Below are 25334 nucleotides of genomic sequence, written 5' to 3'. Positions count from 1 at the left end.
GCAAAGACAAACTGTACGAGGCACGGCTTTGTGGTGTTTGGTATAAGAGGTTTTTGCCTTCACTTCACCAGCCGCGAAGCGCGGCTCTTTGGTCATTTGTTGTGGGCAAAATCAACGAATTGGGCGAGATCTCTGCTCTCGCACCATGCACGGTTGCTTGGCAGCGATGCGCCGCATTTTTCAAAATTTCATTGATCTCCTCGCGACGGCAGAAGATCTCCAAGACTTCTCCAAAGCCATGGCGGACACCGCGACCGCTTTGGACTTATCGTGTTTTGCCTATCTAGCCCTCCAGCGCGCCAACAGAGGCAAACCGCGCCTAATCTCTACATATCCATCGCGGTGGGTAGAACACTATCTACGAAACAATTATCAAATACTTGATCCCGTTATCCAAGAAGCTCTTCGAAACCCCGAGCCCTTTCGATGGGGGGCTAATTTCAACTCGAAGTTCACATCGAAAGCACAGGATCGGCTTTTCGAAGAGGCAGGGGAATTCGGAATTCGGTTTGGCTTTACGGTGCCCATTCACGATGGCCACGGCCCCATCGCTGCATTGACCTTTGCCGTGGACCAGAGCCGCCCACAATTCGAACGGTTCATTGAATCGCATGAACGCGTTCTTCAGCTTATGGCGATGTATTTCCATGCTCATACCCGCCGAAAGCTAGCGAACGTACACGATTTAGAGGGGGCATGCCTATCTCCGCGTGAGTTCGAATGCTTGGAGTGGGCAGCTCGTGGCAAGAGCGCTTGGGAGATTGGATGCATTCTCGGCATCTCGCGCAACACGGTTGCCTTCTACCTAGAAGGAGCGAAGAAAAAACTTGGTGTTCGGACGATTGTGCAAGCGGTAGCACGCTTAGCCGCTGTGAAAAGAAAGCAGCAAAATTAGGGGCGGAGCCCCCTACAACTACAGGTAATGACTTGAGATCCGAGATCCGCTCCAAAGGTGACGATGTACACCCCTGGAGGGACTATGATTCAGCTAATCACACCGCCCTTGTATGGCCAGTTCGCCGAAACCCTCGCTGAAATGCATCGGTTACGGTATCGCGTTTTCAAACTTCGCATGGCATGGGACGTTCAAACCAGCGGCGACATGGAGATCGACGATTTCGATGCACTGCATCCCGCTTACCTAGTCCAGCTATGTGACAACGGGCAGGTGCAAGGTTCCGTACGCCTCCTCCCGACACTTGGCCCGACCATGCTTTGCGACACCTTCCCTACGCTTCTCGAAAGTCAACCTGCGCCGTCAACTCCTCTCGTTTGGGAAAGTAGTAGATTCGCGATCGATGTTGCTGCCGATGCCCCGAAGGGGGATCACGGTCTTACTCGTGCTGTTTACGAGCTATTTGCGGGAATGGTAGAGTTCGGGCTCTCAAGACAACTCACTGACATCGTTACCGTCACAGACGTCCGTATGGAGCGAATCCTTAGACGAGCGGGTTGGCCCCTGCGGCGCATTGGCAATCCTTCCGCAATTGGCAACACCTTAGCCGTGGCGGGTTACCTCGAGATCTCGCGCGATACTCTGGTCACCCTTCGTAGAGCCGGCGGGCTTTCGGCACCGGCCCTTTGGACGCCAGTAATCTTCGCGGCCGCGTAGAACGATACAGGCCAGTAAACGATATGCCTGTTCCCGCCTAGAGCGGGGACGCCGCGTCTTGCGGTTCGCTACCGAGCTAGGTACATGACGGAAATTGAGACCAGGAACGGTCAGCGAAACGCGGCGAGAGCTGTTGACCTGCAACAGCTTCGACTTGCGGTTGCCGCTTCTGACCATGGAAGTTTTCGACGAGCCGCAGAAGCGCTTTCAATCAAACATACCGCGTTCAGCCGTGCTATCGTCCAACTCGAGCACCTCGTGGGAACTTCACTGTTTGAGCGCTCAAGTGGGGGAATCAAGCCTACGTTGACCGGCCGCGTAGTTTTGCGCATTGCACGACTGATTCTGGAGCAGGTCGATATGCTCGTTGACACCGGAAGGTCCGGTGGTCGCGGCGATACTGGGCATCTTGTCGTCGGCTTCTTCACATCCATGTCCACGGGCAATTTGCGAGCGACGATAGGTGAGTTTAAGAAGCTGCTCCCAGGGCTCGAACTGGCAACGATGGAACGCTCACGCTTCCGTCTGATGACTGCCCTCCGTAGCGGAACCGTCGACGTTGTCGTTAGCCCTGGACGTTTACCTTCAAAGGACACAAGATCACTATTGCTCTGGAGCGAACGCATCCTGATCTCGTTGCCGCAGGATCACTGCCTGGCGGCACGCGAGATCATCTATTGGACAGATTTGCGTAACGAAAAGATCCTTCTAAGTGAATATGATCCAGGACGAGAGCTCGAGGATCTCTTGATTTCGAAGCTGGTACTGCCCGACGATCGGCCCAAGGTAGAACGCCATGACGTAAGCCGTGGCATTATCAAGAGTCTGACGAGTATGGGCATGGGACTTAGTCTGGCTATGGAATCGGATATTGGTGCAAGCTTCGCTGGCCTTGTGTACCGGGAGTTGCAGGACGGAGCGGGACCAAGCCGGGTGGACTTCTATGCGCATTGGCGCGACGACAATGAGAATCCGGCTCTGAAGCGTTTCCTTAATCTGTTGGCAGAACGCTATCCCTCACCCTCGCCGGCCCTTGGGGAATGACCAGATCGTCTCGCTTTTGCAAATCCACGGTCCGTGGCCATAAAGCGCGCCAGCATGGGCGCGATCAGCTTTGCCGGGTCGATACGCTGCCCACTTTCGCGCGCCAAGGCCTCTGCATAGGCGACGAGATCTCGATGCACTGACGCTGGAAGCTCAGTGGCGACCTTGACCGGCTTGTCGTCGGGCAGCGCTCCTATTCTAAGCTTGGGCATGGCGTTACCCTCCGTATGGCACAAGTATGAGGTCACGATTGACGAGAACGCGAACTGGAAAACCAGGTCGCACGGTCAGAGTAGGCTGGACGTTGAGACTGCGCCGAACCACCTGTTGTCCGGTTTGATTCAGCGAGTCCGAGGCTCCGTGTCGCAATGCCTGGATAATGGCGCTGTCGTTGCTGTTGGTGTCGGAGCCGGCACCCGGCTCAGTCCCGACAGCAAGAAACGTCGAAAGTGCCGCAGCTTTGAACAGCTCACCCCAGTGATTGTCGACTTGGTCTTCGAGGCCTGCATACCCGGCGGCGTCAGCGGCAGGCTGCCGCTCGAGAACGATGGAAAGTCCATTCGGCATGATCAGCCGCGTCCACACGAGTAGGACACGGGACTGGCCGAAGCTTACCTGGCTATCGTAAATTCCGATCAGACGCGCTCCCTGAGGCACAAGGAGAAAGCGGCCGGTCGGTGTGTCAAAAACATTCTCGGTGACCTGCGCGGTCTTTGGTGCCTTCGATATCTCGCACTACCGACCTGCCGAACGGCCAAATAGTGTTAGGATTGTGCATCCTAAGAACGGAGAAGAAGCTTGGTGGCCGCTGTTTGACGAAACGGGCGTCCCCCTTTTTCCTGAATTTATGGCCGAGCTCGACGAGATTAAGAAGACTTCGCTCCCGGGCCTGGTATTCCGGCGTACCCATGCCCATCGTAGCTCGGCAATCCCGCTTCCATGGATTACACCGCGCAAGGACCTGCGCTATTTGCGCAGCGTTGTGAAGAAGATAGTTGCAGAGGCTGGCATCCGCCAGGAACTGTCCTTCACCTCCTTCCGGCATGGAGGTTTCACTGAGGGCGCCGACAGCGATCTGACGGACGCAGAACTGCGAGCCGCGGGCCGTCATAGGTCAAACCGTCAGCTGCCGACCTACGCCAAGCGCACCGGCAAGCAGCTGATCACAGCAACAAAAAAGCGTCGCGAGGAGCGGACAAGATCACTCCTTTTTCGATTGAATGTCATTCCTTCGCCGGAATAAAGTGCTGCAGATGGCCGGAGCATGTCGCCCCTACGACGAGATGATCGTCTATTTCCCCGTCCAAACCGGCTTTCTCTTCTCGCTGAACGCCTTCAGGCCTTCCTTTGCGTCCTCAGTCATGGCCAGCAGCGCGATCTGGCTTTCGGTGTAGGCGATGCTCTCGTCGAACGACATCGAGGCGATGGCGCGCATGGCATATTTGCCGCGGCGGATCGCGGTCGGTGACTTGTCGACGATGCGGCCGATCAGCCAGTCGACCTTGGCATCGAGCTCGGCGGCAGGCACCGCGTAGTTGAGCAAGCCCGCCGCTTGCGCGGCCTTGGCGTCGAACGGCTCGCCGGTGAGCGCCCATTCGTTGACGAGCCGCGGCGGCGCGATGGTCTGCAAAAGGCTCAGCACCTGCATCGGGAACACGCCGACTTTCACCTCCGGCAGGCCGAAGATGACGTGATCGGCCGCGACCGCCATGTCGGTCATGCAGAGCAGCCCCATGCCGCCGGCCATGCAGACGCCGCCGACCCGCGCAATCGCGGGTTTGGTGGCGTTCTGCGACAAGCGCAGCAGATCGGCATAGTCGACATTGGGCTTGGAATGATCCATCGCGAACGCCGCGCCGGAATTCTGCAAATCCGCGCCCGCGCAGAATGCCTTGTCGCCCGCGCCTGTCAGCACGATGACACGAACATCCTTGTCCTCATGCGCCTCGCGATAGCCTTTGCTGATGCCCGCGATGACCTCGCGGTTCAGCGCATTGCGTTTATCCGGACGATTGATGGTGATCCAGAACGCCTGTCCGCGCTTCTCGGTGATGATTGCTGTGGTGTCGGTCATGGCACGCTCGCTTCCGTCGCTTCGTGCCGCCATTTGCGGCAGCTCCGGCGCAAGGTGCAAGCTCAAACTACTGCGCGGCAGCGCTTTAGCGTCTCGACGCAAATTTGCAGGCGAACAAGGCGGAGCGACCCCTCAGGCAACGACCGCTTTCCTGATCCAGACCTTGTTGTCATGGAACGCAGCGCCGCCGATGGGCGCAACGGTTTCGGCGCCCGTCAGCATGTTGATGCCACGGCCGCCGATATGGTTCTTGTTGGGATGAACGGATTCCGCGATCAGCACACCGCGCCGCACGCCGTCGAACAAATTTGCGATCAGCGTGGTCTCGCCGCGGGCATTGCCGAGCGTCACCGCATCGCCATCGGCGATGTCGAGCGCGGCGGCATCCAGCGGATGGATCATCACGCTGGCCTTGCCCTCGCGCGCCTGCGAGGACGGCGTCTCGTTGAAAGTGGTGTTGAGGAAAGAACGCGAGGGGCTGGTCGCAAGCCGGAACGGATGGGCCTGATCGGTTTGCTCGATCACGGCCCAATGATCCGGCAAGGACGGCATCTTGTCGACCTCGCCCATGGTCACGCCGAATGGCGGGTGCGCCCAATCGGCCTCGAAGTGGAATTTGCCGTCGGCATGGGCGAAGCCGTCGAGATAGTGGGACGTGCGGAAATCCGGTTGCAGGTCGCGCCAGATGTCGGCCTCAAGGCCGCTGATGTCGCCGTGGCCACTCAACCTCAAGGTCGCGTCGATCAATTCGCGCGGCGTCATCTCGAAACCCCGATGCCTGGCGCCGAGCCGCGGCGCCAGCGCCTGCAGGACCTCGTGGTTGGAGCGGCATTCGCCGGGCGGATCGATCAGCTTCGGCCCGACCGAGATGTGCTGGTGGCCGCCGCCGTAATAGAGGTCGTCATGCTCCATGAACATCGTCGCCGGCAGCACGATATCGGCCATCTGCGCCGTCTCGGTCATGAACTGCTCGTGCACCGCGACGAACAGATCCTCGCGCGCAAAGCCCTGCCGGACCAGCGCCTGCTCCGGCGCTACCGTCATCGGGTTGGTGTTCTGGATCAGCATCGCCTTGACCGGCCCCTTGCCGCGCAAGGCCTCGGCATCGCCGGTGAGGATACGGCCGATCTTGGACTGGTCGAGCGCGCGGATGCTCGGATCGATGGCATCGTGACCCTCGATGATGGATTCGTTGAAGTGCCACAGCGCGTAATTGTTGAAGAAAGCGCCGCCGCCTTCATACTGCCAGGCGCCGGTCACAGCGGGAATGCAATTGGCCGCGTGCATCTGCGTGGCACCGTTGCGGCTGCGCGTGAAGCCGTAGCCAAAGCGGAAGAAGGTGCGCTTGGTCTCGCCGACCGCTTTGGCAAAGGCCTCGATTTCGGCCACCGGGACGCCTGAGATCGCGGACGCCCATTCCGGCGTGCGCGTCTTCAGATGCGCCTCCAGCTCGGCCGGGCAATCGGTGTATTTGTCCAGATAGGCGCGATCGGCGTAGCCGTCGCGGAACAGGACATGCATGACGCCGCAAGCAAAGGCACCGTCGGTGCCAGGCCGCAGGATGATCTTGATGTCGGCCTGCTTCATGGTCTCGTTGTCGTAGATGTCGACTGCCGCGATCTTCGCGCCGCGCTCCTTGCGCGCGCGCGAGGCGTGCGTCATCACGTTGACCTGGGTATTGACCGGATTGGTACCCCAGATCACGACGAGATCGGACAGCGCCATCTCGCGCGGATCGACGCCGGCGATCTTGCCGGTGCCGATCGCAAAGCCGATACGCGCGACATTGGCGCAGATGGTCTGATAGAAGCGCGAATATTTCTTCACATGTGTGAGGCGGTTGAGGCCGTCACGCATCACGAGGCCCATCGTGCCGGCATAGTAATAGGGCCAGATCGATTCTGCGCCGAACTCGCGCTCGGCCGCATTGAAGCGGTGCGCGATCTCGTCCAGCGCCTCGTCCCAGGAAATCCGCGCGAACTGCCCGGAGCCCTTCGCACCCGTTCGGCGCAGCGGAAATATCACCCGCTCGGGGTGATGAATGCGCTCGGCGTAGCGAGCGACCTTGGCGCAGACGACGCCGGCCGTATAGGTCTGTTGCTTCGAACCTCGGACACGACCGATGCTGCGGCCCCCGACCACCTCGACATCGAGGGCACAGGCCGAGGGGCAATCATGCGGACAGGTCGAATGGCGGATTTCGATCTTGGCGTGCTGGTTCATGTCCCAGTTCGTAACACCAAAATACCTGTCAGCCGAGGGGCATTTATCCGGCAGCGCCCATGCGATTTGCTCAAGCCGCACCTGGCGCCGGTTCCTGCTGCGACCGCGAAATGCGGACCGGCCACACCGGAAGCCGCCCGGTATTCCCGGCCCAATCGCTTTTGTGAGGCGTCGACAGTCCGTATTCCGTCCCGCTACAGTGCCGATCAACAAGAACGACATCAGGGAGGTGGGCATGATAGCCCGAAGCTTCGCGCTGGCATTGGCGGCCGGCCTGCTGGCCGCGTTCTCCGCGGCCCCCTCCTTCGCGCAGGATTATCCCACCCACGCGGTCCGGATCGTGGTGCCGTTCGGCGCCGGCGGACCGGCCGACGTCGCGGCCCGGCTGATCGGCAATGTGCTCCAGGAGAGCTTTGGCCAGCCCTTCGTGGTCGAGAACCGCACCGGTGCCGGCGGTGTCATCGGCACGATTGAGGCGGCGAAGTCGCCGGCCGACGGCTACACGCTGCTCATGATGTCGAACACCCAGACCGCGAATGAATCGCTGCTGACGGCGGACAAACGCAAATACGAGCTGATGCGCGACCTCACGCCGATCGCGCCGGTGAATTATTCCGATCTCGTCATCGTGGTGAACCCGAGTGTCCCGGCCAAGACCCTGCAGGAGTTCATCGCTCTCGCCAAAGCGCAGCCGGGCAAGTTGAACTATGCCTCTTCCGGTCAGGGCACGCCCTATCACATGGCCGGCGAGCTGTTCAAAGCCATGGCCGGCATCGACGTCGTCCATGTTCCCTATCGCAACAGCGGGGAGGCGCGCAGCGGCGTGATCGGCGGACAGGTCCAGATGATGATCGACGCGGTGCCGGCGATGGCGCCGAACGTTGCCGAGAAACAGGTCCGCGCGCTCGCCACTACGGGCAGACAGCGTTCGACCGTGCTTCCGAACGTACCGACGGCGATCGAGGCCGGAGTGCCCGGCTATGAGGCGACGATCTGGCTGGGTCTGATGGCACCGGCCGGCACACCGAAGCCTGTGATCGACAAGCTCAATGCAGCCATCAACGCAATGGTGAAGCGGCCTGACATCGTCAAGCTCTGGACGGAACAGGGCGCGGTGCCCATGTCGATGACGCCGGAACAGTTCGACAAATTCCTGCGCGGCGACATCGAGAAGTGGGCTGACGTCGTCAAGAAGTTCGACAAATCCTGAGGCCGCAGAGCGATCATGCCGACCATTCAATTCCGCCTCAACGGCGGTGCCATGGCTGTCGATGCCGATCCCGATCAGACGCTGCTCGATGTGCTGCGCGGTCGGCTCGGCGTCACCAGTGCGCATTTCGGCTGCGGCGCTGGTGAGTGCGGCGCCTGTTACGTTATGGTCGGCGACCATGCGATGGCCTCCTGTGACATGCCGTTGTGGTCGGTCGCGGACAAGGACGTCGTGACGTTAGAGGGCCTCGGCACGTCAGAGCAACCGCATATGCTGCAACGCGCCTTCATCGCCGAACAGGCGATGCAGTGCGGCTATTGCGTCGCGGGGATCCTCGTCAGCGCCGCGGCGCTGCTGAAGCGCAATCCGTCACCGACGGAGGCAGAGGTCAGAGCCGCATTGGACCGCAATCTGTGCCGCTGCGGGTCGCATAACCGCATGGTCCGCGCCGTGCTGCGTGCGGCTGCGGAGATGGCGGCGTCATGACGTCCCCTGCCCCGAAACTGCCGGTCAGCCTCGCGGCCAATCCAAAACTGTCGTCATGGGTGCGGTTCACCGATGACGACCGTGTCGCGATCTCGCCCGGCAAGGTCGAGATCGGCCAGGGTATCATCACGGCGCTGGCGCAGATCGCGGCGGACGAGCTCGACGTCGATATCGGCAGGATCGAGATGGTCCGCGCCTCAACGGCGATAAGCCCAAACGAGGGCGTCACCTCGGGCAGCCTGTCGATCCAGCAATCCGGCCGCGCGCTCCGCCATGTCTGCGCCGACGTGCGCCAGCGCTTCCTTTGCGCGGCATCGGAACGTCTGGGCGTCGACATGTCGCAGCTCAATGTCGATGACGGAATGATCTTGGGTCCCGGCAATGTCAGGACCAGCTATTGGGAATTGAGCGGCGAGGTCTCGCTCGACCACGATGCCGCCGCGGACGTGGCTGCGAAGGGCGCCGACAAGCGCAACGTCGCCGGACATTCGGTCCAGCGCGTCGACATTCCCGACAAGGTGTTCGCACGACCGCGCTTCATCCACGACCTTGCGCTGCCAGGACTGGCGCACGGACGCGTGCTGCGGCCGGATATCTCGGGCGCCAAGTTGACCGCACTCGATGAGAAGGCGGCGCGCGCGGTCCCCGGCCTGGTTGCGGTGGTTCGCGACGGCGGTTTTGCCGGCGTGGTCGCCGACACCGAGGCGGCGGCGGACGCAGCCCTCAAGGCTCTGCGCAAGGGCGCGACATGGACGGCCGGCGAGCCGCTGCCCGATCAAGACGATCTGGCGGGCTTCCTGAAGAGCCAGCCGGTCGAGACCACCGTCATCGACACCAGGACGGTGGGGCCAGCCCGCAAGCCCGCCCAAACCCTCCGCCGGCAATATACCCGCCCTTACATCGCACATGCCTCGATCGCGCCGTCCTGCGCTGTGGCACGATGGGACGGCGATCGCATTCATGTCTGGACGCACAGCCAGGGCGTCTACCTGCTCCGCACCGATCTCGCGATCGTGCTCAAGCTGCCGGCGGAGAACATTGTGGTCGAGCACATGGAGGGCGCCGGCTGCTACGGGCACAACGCCGCCGACGACGTCGCGCTCGATGCCGTGTTGCTCGCCAAGTCCGCCGGCGGCCGTCCGGTGCGGGTGCAATGGTCGCGCCATGACGAGATGTCCCATGCGCCCTTTGGCGCGGCCATGGCCATCGAGATCGAGGCCGATCTCGGCGCCGACAACGAGATCGTCGGCTGGCGCCATGCGATCTGGAGCAACGGCCACGCCGCAAGGCCGGGACGCGCGGCGCAGCCGGCGCTGCTTGCGGCGACCGAGATCACAAATCCCTATCCGCGCATGATCTCGACCAACCCGCCGGCGGCCAATGGCGGCGGCGGCGACCGCAACTCCGTTCCGCTCTATGACTTTCCAGCCTGGACGATCACGAGTCACCGGCGGCTGACCATGCCGGTGCGCACCTCGGCGCTGCGGACTCTCGGCGCACAAGGCAACGTGTTCGCCATCGAGTCCCTGCTCGACGAGATCGCAGCCTTGCGCGGTGAGGACCCGATCGCATTCCGCCTGCGCCATCTGCGCGATGAGCGCGCGAAGGACGTGATCCGCGCCGCGGCGCGGCGCGCCGCCTGGAAGCCGCAGAAGCGGCCCGGCATCGGTCACGGCGTCGGCTTCGCCCGCTACAAGAACTCCGGCGCCTATTGCGCCGCGATCGCCGAGATCGAGGGCGCCGAGGATATCCGCGTGAAGCGGCTGACGCTTGCAGTCGATGTCGGCGAAGCCATCAATCCGGACGGCGTCATCAATCAGATCGAGGGCGGCGCGATCCAGGCGACGAGCTGGGTGCTGAAGGAGCGTGTCCGCTTCGACCGGACCCGCATCACCTCGACCTCCTGGACGGACTATCCGATCCTGACGTTCAGCGAGGTGCCGGCGGTGGACGTCGAGATCATCCAGCGGCCGGAGATCGAACCGGTCGGCGCCGGCGAAGCTGCTCACGGCCCGGTGACGGCGGCAATCGCAAATGCAGTTTACGATTGTCTCGGCGTGCGCGTACGCGACCTGCCGATCACGCGCGACAAGATCATTGCAGCCATGGAGCGTGCGTCTTGACGACACTGAACATCTTGAGCGGCGGCGCGGCGCAAGGCCTGGTGCGCGGCCTCGCGGAGGCCTTCAAGGCGCAGACCGGATTCGGCATTGACGGTGAATTCGGCGCGGTCGGCATAATGGCCGACAAGCTGCGCGCCGGTACGCCGGCCGATCTCGTGATCCTGACGCAGGCGCTGCTTGCAAAGCTCGCCGAGGAGAAGCTCGTCGCCCCATCCTCGCTCACGGATGTCGGCCGGGTCGAGACCGCCCTGGCGGTCCGCAGTCGCGATCCCAAGCTGACGGTGAAGACCGAGGCTGATCTGCGCGAGGTGCTGCGCGGTGCCGACGCGATCTACGTCCCCGACACCAAGGCCTCGACCGCGGGCCAACACGTCGCAAAAGTGCTGGACCAGCTCGGCATCGCCTATGAAGTCGCCTCGCGCCTCAAGATTTTTCCGAACGGCGCGACTGCGATGCGTGAGCTCGCGGCATCGACGGCGGCACGCCCGATCGGATGCACGCAGGCGACCGAGATCATCGCAACCGACGGCCTCACGTTGTCAGGATCGCTGCCGCCGGGCTACGCGCTCGTGACGATGTATACGGCCGGCGTAACCGTACGAGCCGCACATCCAAAGGAGGCCGCCGCGCTGATCGCACTGCTGACTGGCGCAGATCGGAGAGATCTGCGCCAGCGCATGGGCTTTACCGGCTAGGCGCGAAGCCTATTTATGCAGCTGGGTGAGACCGGTCGGCGGACCGTCGACGGCGGTCCAGCCGCCATCGACGAACAGTGTGCTGCCACTGACATAGCTCGCGGCATCGGACGCGAGATAGGCGACGGCGGTCGCGACCTCGTCGGCACTGCTCCAGCGGTTGAACACGGTGTGGCCGGCATAGAGATTGTAGATGTCGGGCCGCTGCTTGAACGGACCGGTGAGCGCGGTCTCGGCGATGCTGGGCGCGATGGCGTTGACGCGCACGCCGGCATGGCCGACCTCGGAGGCAAAGCCCTTCACCAGAAGGCCGATCGCCGCCTTGGTCGAACCATAGACGCCGAGGCCCGGCTCGATGGTCACCGCCCGTACCGAGGAGCAGGCGATGATGCTGCCGCCCTTCTGCTCGACCATGATGCGACCGAAGGCCTGGAAGAACCAGACGGTGCCCTTGACGTTGAGGCTGAGGACGCGATCGAGATCCTCCTCGGTATAGTCGAGGATGGTCTTGCGGATGTTGAGCCCGGGCGTCGTCACGGCGATGTCGAGCCGCGGAAACTTCTGCATTACGGTCTTGGCGAGCGCATTGACGTCCGCGGCGCTCGCGGCGTCGCAGCTAGCCGCTTCGGCCCAGCCGCCCTTGTCGCGAATGCCGGCAGCGGTCGCCTCGGCAGCGTCAAGCGCGCGATCGGCGCAGACGATTCGGGCGCCGAGCCCGGCCAGCGCTTCGGCAGACGATTTGCCGATGCCGGATGCAGCGCCGAGCACCACGGCCGTCTTGCCGGTGAGATCGAAGAGCTTGCGATAGTCAGTCACGAACGAATTCTCCTGTATTGCTGCTATCCCTTGTAGCCCATCAGCAGGCGGGGCAGCCACAGCGAGAACGCGGGGACGTAGGTCACGAACATCAGAGCTGCGATCAGTGCAGCGTAGAACGGCAGGATGGTGCGCATCACCGCGCCCACCGAAATGCCACCAATGGCGCAGCCCACGAACTGGGTCGTTCCGACCGGCGGGGTGTTCAGCCCAAGGGCGCAGTTGATCAGCATCAGCATGCCGAACTGCACCGGATCCATGCCCGCCTTCATCGCGATCGGCAGGAAGATCGGGGTGCAGATCAGGATGGTCGCTGCCATGTCCATGAACGTGCCGAGGACGAACAGAATGACGTTGATGAGCAGGAAGATCATCCAGGGTTGCGACGACACCTTGCTCATCAGGTCGCCGGCGAAGTCGGCCACTTCATAGAGCCCCATCAGATATTGGAACATGGTGGAGACGCCGATCAGCAGCAGCACCACGCCCGTCGTCTTCACCGCCTTGGCGGCAGCGCGCAGGAAATTCTGCAGGGTCATGGTGCGGTAGATGAAGAACGTCAGTAGGATCGTGTAGGTGACCGCGACGGCCGCGGATTCGGTTGCCGTGAAGACGCCGGACAGGATGCCCGCCAGGATGATGCCGACGATCAGAAGGCCAGGCAGCGCGGCCGCGAACGAACGGAACACCTCGGCCCAGCCCGGGAACTTGCCGGCGGGATAACCGCGCTTGACCGCGACGGCGTAGGCGGCGACCAGCATGCAGACCATCAGCACCAGCGCCGGAAGCAGGCCGGCGGCGATCAGGGCGCCGATCGAGACCTTGCCGCCGGCGGCCAGGGCATAGATGATCATGTTGTGGCTGGTCGGCATCAGCGCTCCAACCAGGGAAGCGTGGGTGGTGACGTTGACGGCGTAGTCGGTGTCGAACCCTTCCTTTTTCATCATCGGGATCATCACCGCGCCCATCGCCGACACGTCGGCCACGGGCGAGCCTGAGACGCCGCCGAACAGTGTGCAGGCGACCACGTTCGACATGCCGAGCCCGCCGCGGATGTGTCCGACGAGATTCTTGGCGAGCTGGACGATCTTGTCGGCGACGCCGCCATGCAGCATCAGCTCACCGCTGAACACGAAGAAGGGAATCGCGAGGAACGAGAAGATGTTCATCCCCGACATCATCTGCTGGAAGATGACGGCGACCGGCAGGCCTTCGTAGAGGATGGTGCAGATCGCCGAGAGGCCGATAGCGAAGGCAACCGGCACGCCGAGGACCAGGAAGCCGAAGAAGGTGGCACCGAGGATGATCAGTTCCATGAGGGGACGACCTCTTCGCCGCGCAAGAGAGCAATGATGTGCTCGATGGAAAAGGAGACGATCAGGATGCCGGAGGCGATCAGTGGCACGTAGCGGATGACCTCGGGAAGGCCGAGATTGGGGATCTTCACGGTGCCTACGGACGCCCCGAGGATCCAGCCGTTATAGGCCATGGCAATGCCGAAGACGGCGACCAGCACATGGATCGCAAGCTCGATCTTTTCTCGCACGGGATCCGGAAGCATCACCAGCAAGCTGTCCATGCCAATGTGCCCTGCATCGCGCACGCCGACCGCGGCGCCGATCAGCGTGACATACAGGATCAGCACCAATGCGAGGTTCTCCGTCCAGGTCGGGCTGGAATTGAGCACGTAACGCCCGAACACCTGGTAGAATACGATGGCGACGATGACCAGCAGTCCGGTCACGGAGAGATACATCCCCGCGCGCGCAACAGGTGCATTGATCCGCGACAGCAAGCCGGTCGACGGGCGTCCGGTGACCGCGTCATGCTCGTGATCTGCGACGTGTGGGTCTGTCATCCCGCGTCTCCCCCGGCGAGGGTCCGGTGTCACCTCACGGCGACGCCGGACCCGCCCTGATGTTCTTACTTCGTGTCCTGGATACGCTTGACGAGGCTCTGCAGCTTCTCGTCGCCGGCAAACTTCTGGTACACCGGCTTCATCGCATCGACGAATTCCTGCTTGTTGGCGATCGTGACGACCTGAACGCCGGCGGCTTCGACGGTCTTGCGGGAGGCCTGCTCACGCTCGTCCCAGAGCTTGCGCATCACCGGCACCGACTCCTTGGCCGCCTTGCGGATCATCGCCTGATCCTCCTTGCTCAGCGTGTCCCAGACCTTCTTCGACATCACGAGGACTTCGGGCGCCAGGGAGTGCTCGGTAACGTTGTAGAACTTGGCGGCCTCGAAGTGACGCGACGACTCGTAGGAGGGCCAGTTGTTCTCGGCAGCGTCCACCAGGCCGGTCTTCAGCGCGGTATAGACCTCGCCATACGGCATCGGCGTCGGGTTGGCGCCGAGGCTCTGGATCATGCCGACCCAGAGATCGGATTGCTGGACGCGGATCTTCAGGCCCTTGAGGTCGGCGAGCGATTTGACCGGCGCCTTGACGGTGTAAATGGACCGGGCGCCGCTGTCGTAATAGGCAAGACCGACCAGGCCCGCAGGCTCCATGGCGGCCAGGATCTCGTCGCCTATCGGCCCATCGAGCACGGTGCGCATGTGCTGCGTGTCGCGGAAGACGAAGGGCAGGCACAGGGCGATGGTCTCGGGCACGAAGTTGTTGAGCGGCGATGCGTTGATCCGCATCATGTCGAGCGCGCCGATCTTGAGCTGCTCGATGGTGTCCTTCTCCGAGCCCAGGGCGCCATTGGGAAACACCTTCACGCCGAGCTTGCCGCCGCTCGCCGTCGCGAGCTGTTTGCCCATGAACTTGACGGCCTCGACGGTCGGATAATCGGCGGGGTGGACGTCGGCGGAACGCAAATCACGCGCGGTCGCCAGGGGCGCTGTGACCGCCAGTGCAACGGCTGTGATGATGCCGGTGAGTGTCTTCATCTGGGCTTCCTCCGGGGTTGATTATGTCGTTGTCGGCAGATGCTGCGAGCCGCCTTGGGTCGCTCCACCTCAGGCGTGAAGTCAAGCGCCAATGTCGTCCGTAGGGCGGGCGGCATTCTCTGTCCAAGCCAAATCCGGCATCGATCGATGCAACAGTTGCATCGATCGATTTCTGGCGCAATTCGCATTATGGCGGGGTAAGGCGGGCAGGCTGACGTCGCCGGCACGTGACTTGACGCCAGCAATCGAGGCACCTCAAGATGACCGACACAGCGGACCATCTCGAAGGAATGCCCATGCCGCGGAAGCTGATCGATATCTCGGTGCCGCTGAGAAACGACGTGACGGCCGATCCGCCGGGCAACCATCCGACCATCCAGTATATCGACCATCAGCAGGGCCTGCCCCGCATGCTGCAATTCTTCGAGGGGCTCAAGGCGAAGGACTTGCCGGACGGACAGGGCTGGGCCGTCGAACAGGTGTCGCTGTCGACCCACAACGGCACGCATCTCGACGCGCCCTGGCATTTCCATCCGACCATGAACCGCGGCGAGCGGTCATGGACGATCGACGAGGTCCCGCTGGAATGGTGCTTTCAGCCCGGCGTGAAGCTCGACTTCCGGCATCTGCCCGACGGCTACGTGGCGAGCGCCGACGACGTCGAGAAGGAATTGAAGCGCATCGGGCACACGCTGTCGCCGCTGGAGATCGTCGTCGTCAACACCAGCGCCGGCGCAAAGTTCGGCAAGGCCGAATACGTGAATTCCGGCTGCGGCATGGGCTATGAAGCCACCATGTATTTGCTCGAACGCGGCGTGCGGCTGACCGGCACCGACGGCTGGAGCTGGGACGCGCCGTTCGTCTACACCGCGAAGAGATATGCCGAAACAAGAGATGCCGGCCTGATCTGGGAGGGCCACAAGGCGGGGCGGCATATCGGCTATTGCCATCTCGAGAAGCTGCACAATCTCGACCAGCTGCCCTCGACCGGGTTCACGGTCTCATGCTTTCCGGTGAAGATCGAACGCGCCTCGGCGGGCTGGACCCGCGCGGTTGCCATCATCGACAGTTAGGCGGACGGCATCACTCGCCGTCGAGGCCGCTCTCGGCGAGTTCGCGCAGCGCATCCATATCCAGCACGACGATGGCGCCGTGCTCGAGGCGAACCCAGTTGCGGCCGGCCCAGGCGCGCAATTGCTTGTTGATGCTCTCGCGCGTCATCCCCACCATCTCGCTGATCTCCTGCTGCGTGATCGCAAGCGTGCCGCTGCCGGAGTCGAACTTGCGCTCCTCGGTGAGACCGAGCAGCGCGCTCGCCAGCCGGCCCGGCAGGTTCTGCAGGATCACCTGCTCGACCTGCTGGCTGGTCCAGCGCAGGCGCGCGCAGAGCAGCTCGATGAACTTCATCGCCAGCGCCGGCTGGCTCTTCACGAACGGCAGGAAATCCCGGCGATCGATGATGTAGAGCTCGCAATTGGTGTTGGCGGTCGCATCGGCCGATCGCGGCGCGCCGTCGAGCACCGCGATCTCGCCGAAGATCTCTCCGGGACCGATCAGATTGAGAATGGCGTTCCGCCCGTCCGGCGAGGAGGAGGAGATCTTCACCGTGCCCGAGATCACCGCGAACAGATTGTTGCCGGGATCGCCCTTGGCGGCGATCGTCGCGCCGCGCTTCACGGTGGTGTGCTTGGCGTAGCGGCAGAGCTGATCGAGCGCTTCCGGCTCCAGATCCGCGAAGATCGGGTGCTTGCGCAGGACCGATAGTTTGTTGCCCGCCAACTGTCGAGGGTCGCCGGTCTTGTCCTGAGGCACGCCGCGGGGCTCCTAAGACTGCGAGGCACTGAGGTTCCTGCGTAGTCAACGTTATCAGGCTTTTCAACCGGAAAGCACGCGCGCCATTTGAGGCAAATGCCGCGAAAAAGCCGCGGTCGAGCCGGAGCCCGCATCCGAAGGATGCGCCGATGCGTTTTGATCGCTGCAGAGTTGCAGATTGCGCAAGCTGTGATTGTGTTGAGGCGCTAACGAACGGCGGAGCCTGCCGGACGAGCGTCGGCCGTCTTGCGGACGAGAACTCGAAAGTTCAGCGCTTGGAATCCAGATCGAGCCGGCCTGAGCTGGTTTGCCGGTCCGCCCAAGCCAAGGCTGCGGCAAATGCGACGAAGATCGCGACGACGACAACGGTCACCAGCAACGCGTCCGCAGGCATTATTCCCTCCCGATAGTTTGTAGCATTATTTTGCTGCAGCCGGCCGGTGTCATTGATCGAGATCAAAAACGTCGGAGGCCGTCCCGGACGGAGTGTCAGGCTGCGGCCAGCGCCTCGGCGCGGGCAGGATCGAGCAGGCTGATGCCGCCATGAATGATCTCGATCACGCCATGACGCTCCAGCTTGGTGAAGGTGCGGCTGACGGTTTCGATGGTCAGGCCGAGATAGTCGGCGATGTCCTGACGGCTCATCGGAAGAGGAACCGTGTCGGACAGCCCCTTGAGCGCGACCAGCCGTTCACGCCAGCCGAGCAGGAAGGTGGCGACCTTTTCGTCCGCCGAGCGGCGGCCGAGCAGGACCATATGATCGCGTGCCTGGCCCAACTCGCGAATGGCCAGCTCATTGATCCGCCTCAGCAGCTGCGGCCGGTCTTCGATGAAGCGTCCGAAGGCGGCCTTCGCGAACTGGCACACAGTCACGACGCCGATCGCATCGGCCGAAAAATTGTGCCGGCCGGATATGTTCATCCCCAGGAAATCGCCGGGCAAGGCAAAGCCGACGATCTGACGTCGGCCGTCGGGCAGCAGCTTGTACAGCCGCATGACGCCATCGAGCACGTTGTAGAACGAGGTTGTGATGTCCTCCTCGGAGAATACGGTCTCGCCCGCGTCAAAATGAACGCGGCGCCCGAGATGCTCGAATTCCCTGAGCTCGGCCGCGTCCAGCGACGAACAAACCGCCGCTCCGCGTACGGCGCAATCGTTGCAGAAATGCCCGTTCGGCTCAATCGTGACCACGGAAGGCTTCATCCACCGCTCCCCGCGCCGGCTGCCCCCGACACCAGGCCGAGTCCATCGCGCGGCTGGATTTTACTGCACTGCGCCAAAGCCAATTGACTCAGATCAAATTTGGATGGCATCCCCGTCTTATTCTGCCTCCAGAGTTCGACGGGATCACTTTTCCATGCTGCCAAGCGCCCTGCGTCACGGTCTGATTGGGCTGCTTCTGATGACACCTGCGCTGGCGGCCCCGACCGCCGAACAGCGCGGCAAGGCCTTTGCAAGGGCCAATTGCGCGCGCTGCCACGCGATCGACCGCGCCTCCCGAAGCCCGCTCGAGGGCGCCCCCCCGCTCCGCACCCTGCATCGGCGTTATCCGATCGAGACCCTTGGCGAGGCGCTGGCAGAGGGGATCTACACCGGTCACGCCGACATGCCGGCCTTCGAACTCAGTCCGGACCAGATCCACGACCTTCTGTCCTACCTGAAAACGCTGGAATAGACGGCGTCATACCGCCTGCACGGTCCACCCGATCAGCTCCTTGGCGATGCGGGCAAAGGCCGCGTCGAAGGCGGCGACTGCGGCGGCCGGCTCGACCTTGTCGAGCTTCTCGCTGGTCTCGATCAGGCGCGAGGCAACCACCTTGCCGTTCTTGTCCACGATCCGCGCCGACAGCCCGATCTCGGCCCGTGTCTCGCCCTCCGTCACAATCCGAAAGCGCCGGATGTCGATCAGGAGCTGGTAATCCGCCTGACCGAGGTCGGTCGTACGTAGCGGGGCGTGGGCGATGTCGTAATTCTCGAAGCTGTCGATCAGGCGCGCCTGCACCAATTTCGGAATGCTGTCGGCCCAGAGGAACTCGGCAAAGCCCGGCCTGTCCCCGACGGGCGCGAACAGCATGCGCTGGGTCTGCAGCATGGCGACCGCGCTCGGCTCGGGAATGGCCAGTGACGCGGGAAGCGTCTTGCCGGCCGGCCCGAGGTTCTGCGGCGAGTGCAAGTCGTAGGTGACCTTCTGCGCAGGAGCGCCGCCGCCGGTCATCTTCTCCAGGCCAGCCAGAATGCTATCGATCTTGCCGGTGTTACGCGCGAGCCCGTCGGAGAACGACTTGAAATTCGCGATGGTGTCCTTCAGCGGGCCGGAATTGTCCTGAAGCACCGTGTCGACCCGCCGCAGCGCATCCCGCGCCGCCTGCGTCATGCTCTGACCGGCGCCGGCCTCGGCGATCAGGGTCAGCGGCTCGCCGGATTTGGCGACGATCACGCCGCCCTCCAACGTCACCACCGGCACGCCGGTCAGGCCCTGGAATTCGAGGCCGACCTTGGTGTCGGAACGGACCGGGGTGGCGGTCGCAACCGAGATCGTCGCATTGACGAAACGCGGATTGTCCGGCGCGAGCCCGAGCTGGGTCACCTCACCGACACGGATGCCGTTGAACAGCACGCCGGCGCCGACCAGAAGACCCGGGACCGGCCCCTGGAATTGCACGTGGTAGTTCGTACGCGGTCCGATGCCGCCGGTGTTGTTCAGCCAGTAGACGAAGCCGAACACCGCAAGGATCGCGGCCAGCACGAAACTGCCGATCAGCACGTAGGGAGCGCGGGTTTCCATGTCTCATCTCATCTCGTGTTGCAGCATCTGTGAGCGCTTGCCGTGGAAATAAGCGCGCACCCAGGGATGCTCGGATTGCAGCAATTCCCGCATCGGGCCAATCGCCACGATCTTGCCGTCGGCGAGCGCGGCGACGCGGTCGCAGACCGTGGTCAGACTCGCAAGGTCGTGGGTCACCATGAACACGGTCAGCCCCAGCGTCTTTTGCAGCGTCTTGATCAGCGCGTCGAAATCGCCGGCGGCGATCGGATCGAGGCCGGAGGTCGGCTCGTCCAGGAACAGGATCGGCGGATCGAGTGCGAGCGCGCGGGCCAGCGCCACGCGCTTGGTCATGCCGCCGGACAGCTCCGCCGGATATTTGTCCGCGTCCTGGGCGCGCAAGCCGACCATTTCGAGCTTGGCGATCGCGATCTCGTCCATCAGCTCCTGCGACAGGACCAGATTTTCGCGCAAGGGAAACTGGATGTTCTGGCGGACCGTCAGCGAGGAGAACAGCGCCCCCTGCTGGAACAGGATGCCCCATGTCGTAGCTGCGCCTCGATCGTGACCGCCGGTGGGTTGTCCCATGACTTCGATGGTTCCGCCCCGGCGCGGGATCAGACCGATGATGGTCCGCATCAACACCGACTTGCCGCCGCCGGACGCCCCCACCAGCCCGAGGATCTCGCCTCGGCGGACGTCGAGCGAGAGATGGTCGAGCACGTTCTGACGGCCGAAGCCGACCACGAGGTCACGGACGCGGATCGCGAACTGGTCTTGCGATGCATCCATCGTCACATTCCGATCGAGGCAAAGAAGACCGCGAACAGGCCGTCGAGCACGATCACCAGGAAGATCGACTTCACGACCGAGGTCGTGGTCTGCCGCCCCAGCGACTCCGCGCTGCCCTTGACGCGCAATCCCTCGCTGCAGGCCACGATCCCGATCACCAGCGCCATGAACGGCGCCTTCATGATGCCCACCTCGAAATGGGTGACGGAGATGGCCTCGTGCAGCCGCGCGAGGTAGATCGCCGGCCCCATGTCGCCATAGAACTGCGCGACGAGACCGCCGCCATAGAGCGCGGCAATCGATCCGATGAAGGTGAGAATGGGCAGCGCAATGACCAAAGCCGCAACGCGCGGCAGGATCAGGACGTCGACCGGATCGAGCCCCATGGTCGAGAGCGCGTCGATCTCCTCGCGCATCTTCATCGAGCCGAGCTCGGCGGTGTAGGCGCTTCCCGACCGGCCGGCGACCATGATGGCGACGATCAGCACGCCGAGCTCGCGCAGCACCAGGATGCCGACCATGTCGACAGTATACGATTCCGCGCCGAATCTGCGGAAGTGGAAAAAACCCTGCTGCGCGATGATGGCGCCGATCAGGAAGGTGATCAGCGCGACGATGGGGATCGCCTGCCACCCGATGCGGTAGAGCTGATAGACCAGCGAGGTCAGCCGCAGCGAGCCCGGCCGTCGCAGCACACCAATCACCGCCATGAACAACGCGCCGAGCATCTGGAGGAAGATCGTGATGTCTTCCCGCGCGCCGACCGTGGATTTGCCGAGATCGCCCAGCCTCGCCAGCACCGGGTTGGGTGCAACCGTCGGGGCCTGCGCATTACGGTTGACCTGACGCACCTCGTCCATAAGCCCGCTGAAATGGTCGGCAACGCCGACGAATTTTGCCGACCTGCCTGACGATGCAGCCCTGCGCGACAGCTTCTCCAAGACCCAGGCGCCGAGCGTGTCGAGCGCACTGACGCCCGACATGTCGAGGGTAACGACGCGCGACCGATCGACGTCGGCTCCGACCGTCCGGGACAATGTCTCGAGCGTGACCACATTCGCGGCAGTCCAGGGCCCTTCAGGGCGCAATTTCAGCTCGTCGCCGGACGGCGTTGCGAGCAACAGCGGCTCGTGGTTCACGCTTCCACCTCATCGGGACAATCGGTCCCCATTCAGACGGCTTTTCTAGGCCAGCATATGGCCGCCCGCTTGACCTGTCTCAAGTCCCGGACCACGCCGCCGATTGACGCAAATCAAGCGCGATCGCACCCGCGGGTCCTAGGCTTGCTTCCGTTCAATGGGGATATCGAGTCCATGTTCAACAGTGACAGGATGAGCGAAGAATTGCACGCGCTGAAGGTTGACGTCACACGCCTGCTGAGCACCGCGGGCGAGGAGATGTTCGAAAGCTCGAAAGATCGCGCCGAAGCACTGGCCGACCAGATCAGGGCCGCGCTGACCGAGCTCGGCGAGACCGTGGACGAAGAGCAGGAGCAGCTTCAAGGCCTCGTTGCGGACCGTCCGATCACATCGCTCGCCTCGGCCTTCGCGCTCGGCGTGGTCGTCGGCTTCATGCTGAGGAGACACTAGGTGAATAGCGAGAATGTGGTCAAACACCTGCGCGTGCTCTGGCGCACCGACAGGATCATCGCGGACATCAGGCTGCGCCATCTGCTGATCGGCCTCGGGCTGCGTGCCTTTGCGGCGCTGACCGCGGCGTTCGGGCTTCTGATGCTGGAGTTGTCGGCCTATTTCGCGCTGGTTCAGATCTGGAGTGCAATTGCAGCGGCGGCCATCCTCGGCGCCGTCAATTTTGCCATCGCGGCCGCTCTCTTCGTGATCGCCGGTCGCGCTCCGTCAGGCCGTGACATCGAGCTCGCCAACGAGATTCACGACACCTCCATCGAAGCCCTTCAGCTCGAGGCGCGCGCGCTCCAGGCCCAGATGTCCGGCGCGGTGCATCATCCGCTCAGCACGATCGTGCCGGTGCTGGTCCCGCTGATCGCGGTCATCATCAAGAACTTGCGGACGACGCCCAAGTCCTCCGCCGCGGCAAATTCGGCCGAAGCGCGCTCCTGACGGGCGCGCTTAGAGCTTCAACCTGACGTCGCAGATATCCGGCTCGGCCGGATCCGGCTTGACCTCGAAGCCGAGGTGCCGGCACATTTCGAGCATCACGGCGTTCTCCTTGAGCACGTCGCCCGATATGGCCTTCAATCCTTCCGACTTGGCGTAGTCGATGATCAGCTGCATCAGCGCCCAGCCGAGCCCCCTGCCCTTGAGATCGGACCGCAGCAGGATCGCGTATTCGCCGCTCTCGTAGATCGAATCCGAATGGAGCCGAACCACGCCGACCATTTCGCCGGTCGCCTCGTCGAATGCAATGAAGGCCATCGCGCGCGCATAGTCGAGCTGGGTCAGGCGCGCGATGAACTCGTGGGTAAACTCCTTCATCGGCGCGAAGAACCGCAGGCGAAGGTCGTGTGGCGTGACGTGACGGAGGAATTCGTGGATGGTCGGCTCGTCCTCGGGGCGCATGGGCCGCACGAAGATGCGCCAGTCGTCCTTGAGCTTGAGGCGGCGCTCCCATTGCGATGGATAGGCGCGAACGGCGAAATTAGCCGGGCCGGAACCGACAAACTTCCGTTGCGGCGGCCCAACCGCAACACGGGCGTCGACCGCGGTCACGCCGGTTTCGTCCGCCAGCAGCGGATTGATGTCGAATTCGCGGATCTCGGGAATGTCGGCCGCCATCTGCGCCAGTTTGACCAGCACCATGGCGACCGCGTCCGGCTTCACAGCCGGCACGTCTCGGTAAGCGCGGAGCAGCCGCGACACCCGCGTGCGCTCGATCAGGTCGCGGGCCAGCTGCAGATCGAGCGGCGGCAGCGCGAGCGCCTTGTCGTTGATGATCTCCACCGCCGTCCCGCCCCGGCCGAAGACGACGACCGTGCCGAAGGTCGGATCGTCGGCGAGGCCCAGGATCAGCTCGCGCGCTTTCGCCTTGACGACCATCGCCTGGACGATGACGCCACCGATGCGCGCCTCCGGACGCAGCTTCTTCGCACGCGCGATAATGCCCGTGGCGGCCCCTCGGACTGCTTCAGGCGTGGTCAGGTTGAGAACGACGCCGCCGACGTCGGATTTGTGGACGATGTCCCGCGACATGATCTTCAGCACGACGGTGTCGCCCTGTGCGAAGATGTCGTTCGCATAGGCCACCGCCTGCTCGACATCGGTCGCCGCATAGGTCGGCACCATCGCGATGTCGTAAGCTTCGAGCAGGTGCTTGATCTCGACCGGCTCGAGCCATTGACGGCCGTCCGCGATCGCGGCGGTGACGATCTGCCTCGCGCCCCTCGCGTCCGGAATGAACGTGTCGGGCATCGCGGGAGGAACCTGGCTCAGCTCCTCGACCACTTCGCGGTGCCGGACCAGATGCATGAAGCCGCGCACGGCGTCGTCCTCGGTCGGATAGTTCGGTACACCGGCGCTGGAGAGTGTCTGAATGATGTGCTGGTCGGCTCCAACCCAGGCCGCCAATACGGGCTTCGCCCAGCTGCGGTGCTGCTCGCGATATTTTCTGACGAGCTCCGTCACGGTCGTGGCGATCTCGGCGGCCGAGGCGATCGCCGTTTGCACGTTGAGGACCAGGACTGCGTCGTTGTCACGATCGGCCAGCAGCTCCTCCAGCGCCACCGCGTAGCGCGAGGCGTCGGCATCGCCCACGATGTCAACGGGATTTGCACCGGACCAGGTCGACGGCAGCGCTGCATCGAGCTTCTTTCGCGCCTCAGCCGAGATGGTTGCCGGAATTCCTCCGAGTTCCACCAATCGATCGATCGCAAGGACGCCGATGCCGCCACCGTTGGTCAGGATACCGAGACGCTTTCCCGTCGGCGATTCGACACGGCCGAGTGTCTCGGCACAATCGAACAGCTCACGCAGATCGGAGACCCGCAGGACGCCCGCGCGGCGGAACGCCGCGTCGTAGACAGCGTCGGAACCGGCGAGCGCACCGGTGTGCGTGGCAGCCGCCTTCGCGCCCTGCGCCATGCGGCCGGACTTCACCACGACGACCGGCTTCACGCGCGCGGCGGCGCGCGCCGCCGACATGAACTTGCGCGCGTCCTTGATGGCCTCGATGTAGAGCAGGATCGCGCGGGTCTTCTGATCCATCGCGAAATGGTCGAGCAGGTCGCCAATATCGACGTCGATTTGATCGCCGATCGAGACGATGCCGGAGAAGCCGACGCCGCGCTGCGCGGCCCAATCGACCATGCCGGCAGCGATCGCGCCCGATTGCGAGATCAGCGCGAGACTACCCGCCCCCGGCATATGCGCGGCAAAGCTGGCATTCAGGCTGACGCCGGGCATCATGATGCCGAGGCAGTTCGGCCCGATCAGCCGCATGCCGTATTTTCGGGCGGCAGCGCTTGTAGCCTCGTGCAGCGATCCCGGTCCCTGGCCGAGTCCGGCCGAGACGATCAGCGCGCCCGCAGACCCGCGACGCCCGGCTTGGTCGACGATGCCTGGAATCTCGCCCGCGGGGGCGGTGATGACCACGAGTTCGGGCACAAAGTCCAGCCTGTCCAGGCTCTTCACCGCCGCGACGCCCCCGATCTCGGCATGGCGCAGATTGACGAGGCCAAACTGCCCCTTGAATCCGGCCTTGCGAATATTCTCCAGGACCGCGCGTCCCACGGACGCCGGACGGGCGCTCGCCCCGACGAGCGCGACCGAGCGTGGCGACAGCAGGTTGTTCAAACGATAGATTGACATGAAAGAA

General features: G+C 63.2%; 26 protein-coding genes and 1 pseudogene. 12 read left to right on the top strand and 15 right to left on the bottom strand.

All coding sequences use genetic code 11. The features are described from left to right. Nucleotides 1–166 precede the first annotated feature (166 nt). From UNPA324_RS13055 to UNPA324_RS13045, 3 genes are all read left to right on the top strand, one after another. Nucleotides 167–895 carry a LuxR family transcriptional regulator gene (locus UNPA324_RS13055; protein ID WP_128918449.1) on the top strand — a complete coding sequence of 243 codons (729 nt, stop codon included), beginning with the start codon at nt 167–169 and terminating at the stop codon, nt 893–895. Between the two features lie 84 nt (nt 896–979). Continuing rightward, nucleotides 980–1612 (top strand): acyl-homoserine-lactone synthase, encoded by a 633-nt coding sequence (locus UNPA324_RS13050; RefSeq protein ID WP_128918411.1) that lies wholly within the window; start codon nt 980–982, stop codon nt 1610–1612. An 84-nt stretch (nt 1613–1696) separates the two neighbouring features. Continuing rightward, nucleotides 1697–2656: a LysR family transcriptional regulator gene (locus UNPA324_RS13045; protein WP_128918412.1), complete on the top strand. Its 960-nt coding sequence runs from the start codon at nt 1697–1699 to the stop codon at nt 2654–2656. Here UNPA324_RS13045 and UNPA324_RS13040 read toward each other — a convergent pair. Further along, entirely contained in the window at nt 2623–2868 is a 246-nt protein-coding gene (locus UNPA324_RS13040) for a DUF2274 domain-containing protein (protein WP_128918413.1), read from the bottom strand. The two genes, UNPA324_RS13045 and UNPA324_RS13040, sit on opposite strands and share 34 nt — an antisense overlap. A 4-nt stretch (nt 2869–2872) precedes the next feature. Further along, nucleotides 2873–3367 (bottom strand): annotated as a pseudogene (locus tag UNPA324_RS13035) (TraB/TrbI/VirB10 family type IV secretion system protein); the annotation flags it as partial. Here UNPA324_RS13035 and UNPA324_RS13030 point away from each other — a divergent pair. After that, nucleotides 3336–3899, top strand: coding sequence for a site-specific integrase (locus UNPA324_RS13030; protein WP_141934833.1), 564 nt, complete (start codon nt 3336–3338; stop codon nt 3897–3899). The pseudogene UNPA324_RS13035 and the gene UNPA324_RS13030 overlap by 32 nt on opposite strands. Nucleotides 3900–3947: 48 nt before the next feature. Here UNPA324_RS13030 and UNPA324_RS13025 read toward each other — a convergent pair whose 3' ends face one another. Together UNPA324_RS13025 and UNPA324_RS13020 are read right to left on the bottom strand one after the other, a co-directional pair. After that, the gene (locus UNPA324_RS13025; protein ID WP_128918415.1) at nt 3948–4730 is read right to left on the bottom strand and encodes an enoyl-CoA hydratase/isomerase family protein; all 783 of its coding nucleotides are present in this window, start codon (nt 4728–4730) and stop codon (nt 3948–3950) included. A 132-nt stretch (nt 4731–4862) separates the two neighbouring features. Continuing rightward, the gene (locus UNPA324_RS13020) at nt 4863–6953 is read right to left on the bottom strand and encodes a molybdopterin oxidoreductase family protein (RefSeq protein WP_128918416.1); all 2091 of its coding nucleotides are present in this window, start codon (nt 6951–6953) and stop codon (nt 4863–4865) included. A gap of 235 nt (nt 6954–7188) precedes the next feature. On the opposite strand from UNPA324_RS13020, the gene UNPA324_RS13015 reads away from it, so the two are divergent. The 4 genes from UNPA324_RS13015 to UNPA324_RS13000 are packed head-to-tail and all read left to right on the top strand — an operon-like array spanning nt 7189 to nt 11467. Next, on the top strand, nt 7189–8163 hold the full coding sequence (locus tag UNPA324_RS13015; RefSeq protein WP_164936116.1) for a tripartite tricarboxylate transporter substrate binding protein: 975 nt from the start codon (nt 7189–7191) through the stop codon (nt 8161–8163). A 15-nt stretch (nt 8164–8178) separates the two neighbouring features. Beyond that, the gene (locus UNPA324_RS13010) at nt 8179–8649 is read left to right on the top strand and encodes a (2Fe-2S)-binding protein (protein ID WP_128918418.1); all 471 of its coding nucleotides are present in this window, start codon (nt 8179–8181) and stop codon (nt 8647–8649) included. Next, nucleotides 8646–10772 (top strand): xanthine dehydrogenase family protein molybdopterin-binding subunit, encoded by a 2127-nt coding sequence (locus UNPA324_RS13005; RefSeq protein WP_141934832.1) that lies wholly within the window; start codon nt 8646–8648, stop codon nt 10770–10772. Before UNPA324_RS13010 ends, UNPA324_RS13005 begins: the two co-directional genes overlap by 4 nt. Further along, the gene (locus UNPA324_RS13000; protein ID WP_128918419.1) at nt 10769–11467 is read left to right on the top strand and encodes a molybdate ABC transporter substrate-binding protein; all 699 of its coding nucleotides are present in this window, start codon (nt 10769–10771) and stop codon (nt 11465–11467) included. The genes UNPA324_RS13005 and UNPA324_RS13000 overlap by 4 nt, the downstream gene beginning before the upstream one ends. Before the next feature lie 9 nt (nt 11468–11476). Here the strand turns inward: UNPA324_RS13000 and UNPA324_RS12995 are convergent, their stop codons facing one another. The 4 genes from UNPA324_RS12995 to UNPA324_RS12980 all read right to left on the bottom strand — a co-directional run bounded on the left by UNPA324_RS12995 (nt 11477) and on the right by UNPA324_RS12980 (nt 15178). Further along, nucleotides 11477–12283, bottom strand: coding sequence for an SDR family NAD(P)-dependent oxidoreductase (locus UNPA324_RS12995; RefSeq protein ID WP_128918420.1), 807 nt, complete (start codon nt 12281–12283; stop codon nt 11477–11479). A gap of 23 nt (nt 12284–12306) precedes the next feature. Then, nucleotides 12307–13599, bottom strand: a complete 1293-nt coding sequence (locus UNPA324_RS12990) for a TRAP transporter large permease (RefSeq protein WP_128918421.1) — start codon at nt 13597–13599, stop codon at nt 12307–12309. Continuing rightward, on the bottom strand, nt 13590–14141 hold the full coding sequence (locus tag UNPA324_RS12985) for a TRAP transporter small permease (protein WP_128918422.1): 552 nt from the start codon (nt 14139–14141) through the stop codon (nt 13590–13592). Before UNPA324_RS12985 ends, UNPA324_RS12990 begins: the two co-directional genes overlap by 10 nt. Before the next feature lie 65 nt (nt 14142–14206). Further along, nucleotides 14207–15178 carry a TRAP transporter substrate-binding protein gene (locus UNPA324_RS12980; RefSeq protein WP_128918423.1) on the bottom strand — a complete coding sequence of 324 codons (972 nt, stop codon included), beginning with the start codon at nt 15176–15178 and terminating at the stop codon, nt 14207–14209. 296 nt (nt 15179–15474) lie between these two features. On the opposite strand from UNPA324_RS12980, the gene UNPA324_RS12975 reads away from it, so the two are divergent. Beyond that, nucleotides 15475–16251: a cyclase family protein gene (locus UNPA324_RS12975; protein ID WP_128918450.1), complete on the top strand. Its 777-nt coding sequence runs from the start codon at nt 15475–15477 to the stop codon at nt 16249–16251. Between the two features lie 10 nt (nt 16252–16261). Here UNPA324_RS12975 and UNPA324_RS12970 read toward each other — a convergent pair whose 3' ends face one another. The 3 genes from UNPA324_RS12970 to UNPA324_RS12965 all read right to left on the bottom strand — a co-directional run bounded on the left by UNPA324_RS12970 (nt 16262) and on the right by UNPA324_RS12965 (nt 18193). Beyond that, entirely contained in the window at nt 16262–16990 is a 729-nt protein-coding gene (locus UNPA324_RS12970; RefSeq protein WP_128918424.1) for a Crp/Fnr family transcriptional regulator, read from the bottom strand. Nucleotides 16991–17258: 268 nt separating this feature from the next. Then, nucleotides 17259–17384 carry a hypothetical protein gene (locus UNPA324_RS35950; RefSeq protein ID WP_283810243.1) on the bottom strand — a complete coding sequence of 42 codons (126 nt, stop codon included), beginning with the start codon at nt 17382–17384 and terminating at the stop codon, nt 17259–17261. A gap of 95 nt (nt 17385–17479) precedes the next feature. Continuing rightward, entirely contained in the window at nt 17480–18193 is a 714-nt protein-coding gene (locus tag UNPA324_RS12965; protein ID WP_128918425.1) for a helix-turn-helix domain-containing protein, read from the bottom strand. Nucleotides 18194–18347: 154 nt separating this feature from the next. Here UNPA324_RS12965 and UNPA324_RS12960 point away from each other — a divergent pair, with 154 nt between their 5' ends. Then, the gene (locus UNPA324_RS12960; protein WP_128918426.1) at nt 18348–18665 is read left to right on the top strand and encodes a c-type cytochrome; all 318 of its coding nucleotides are present in this window, start codon (nt 18348–18350) and stop codon (nt 18663–18665) included. Nucleotides 18666–18671: 6 nt separating this feature from the next. Here UNPA324_RS12960 and UNPA324_RS12955 read toward each other — a convergent pair whose 3' ends face one another. Genes UNPA324_RS12955 through UNPA324_RS12945 form a run of 3 tightly spaced genes read right to left on the bottom strand, consistent with a single transcriptional unit; the run spans nt 18672 to nt 21685 of the window. Then, nucleotides 18672–19775, bottom strand: coding sequence for an ABC-type transport auxiliary lipoprotein family protein (locus tag UNPA324_RS12955; protein ID WP_141934831.1), 1104 nt, complete (start codon nt 19773–19775; stop codon nt 18672–18674). Nucleotides 19776–19778: 3 nt separating this feature from the next. Continuing rightward, complete coding sequence (locus tag UNPA324_RS12950; protein ID WP_181769381.1) at nt 19779–20546, bottom strand: ABC transporter ATP-binding protein; 768 nt, start codon at nt 20544–20546, stop codon at nt 19779–19781. Between the two features lie 2 nt (nt 20547–20548). Further along, on the bottom strand, nt 20549–21685 hold the full coding sequence (locus tag UNPA324_RS12945) for an ABC transporter permease (RefSeq protein ID WP_128918429.1): 1137 nt from the start codon (nt 21683–21685) through the stop codon (nt 20549–20551). A 174-nt stretch (nt 21686–21859) separates the two neighbouring features. Between UNPA324_RS12945 and UNPA324_RS12940 the strand changes: the two genes are divergently transcribed. After that, nucleotides 21860–22135 carry a hypothetical protein gene (locus UNPA324_RS12940; protein WP_128918430.1) on the top strand — a complete coding sequence of 92 codons (276 nt, stop codon included), beginning with the start codon at nt 21860–21862 and terminating at the stop codon, nt 22133–22135. Beyond that, nucleotides 22136–22624, top strand: a complete 489-nt coding sequence (locus UNPA324_RS12935; RefSeq protein ID WP_141934829.1) for a phage holin family protein — start codon at nt 22136–22138, stop codon at nt 22622–22624. 9 nt (nt 22625–22633) lie between these two features. Here UNPA324_RS12935 and UNPA324_RS12930 read toward each other — a convergent pair whose 3' ends face one another. Continuing rightward, nucleotides 22634–25327: a bifunctional acetate--CoA ligase family protein/GNAT family N-acetyltransferase gene (locus UNPA324_RS12930; protein ID WP_128918432.1), complete on the bottom strand. Its 2694-nt coding sequence runs from the start codon at nt 25325–25327 to the stop codon at nt 22634–22636. Between the last annotated feature and the right edge of the window lie 7 nt (nt 25328–25334).

It is taken from the genome of Bradyrhizobium sp. UNPA324, from assembly GCF_006658635.1.
Lineage (GTDB): Bacteria > Pseudomonadota > Alphaproteobacteria > Rhizobiales > Xanthobacteraceae > Bradyrhizobium > Bradyrhizobium nanningense.
The sequence above is the reverse complement of the archived record's forward strand: the minus strand, read 5'-3'. Positions and strand labels throughout refer to the sequence as shown.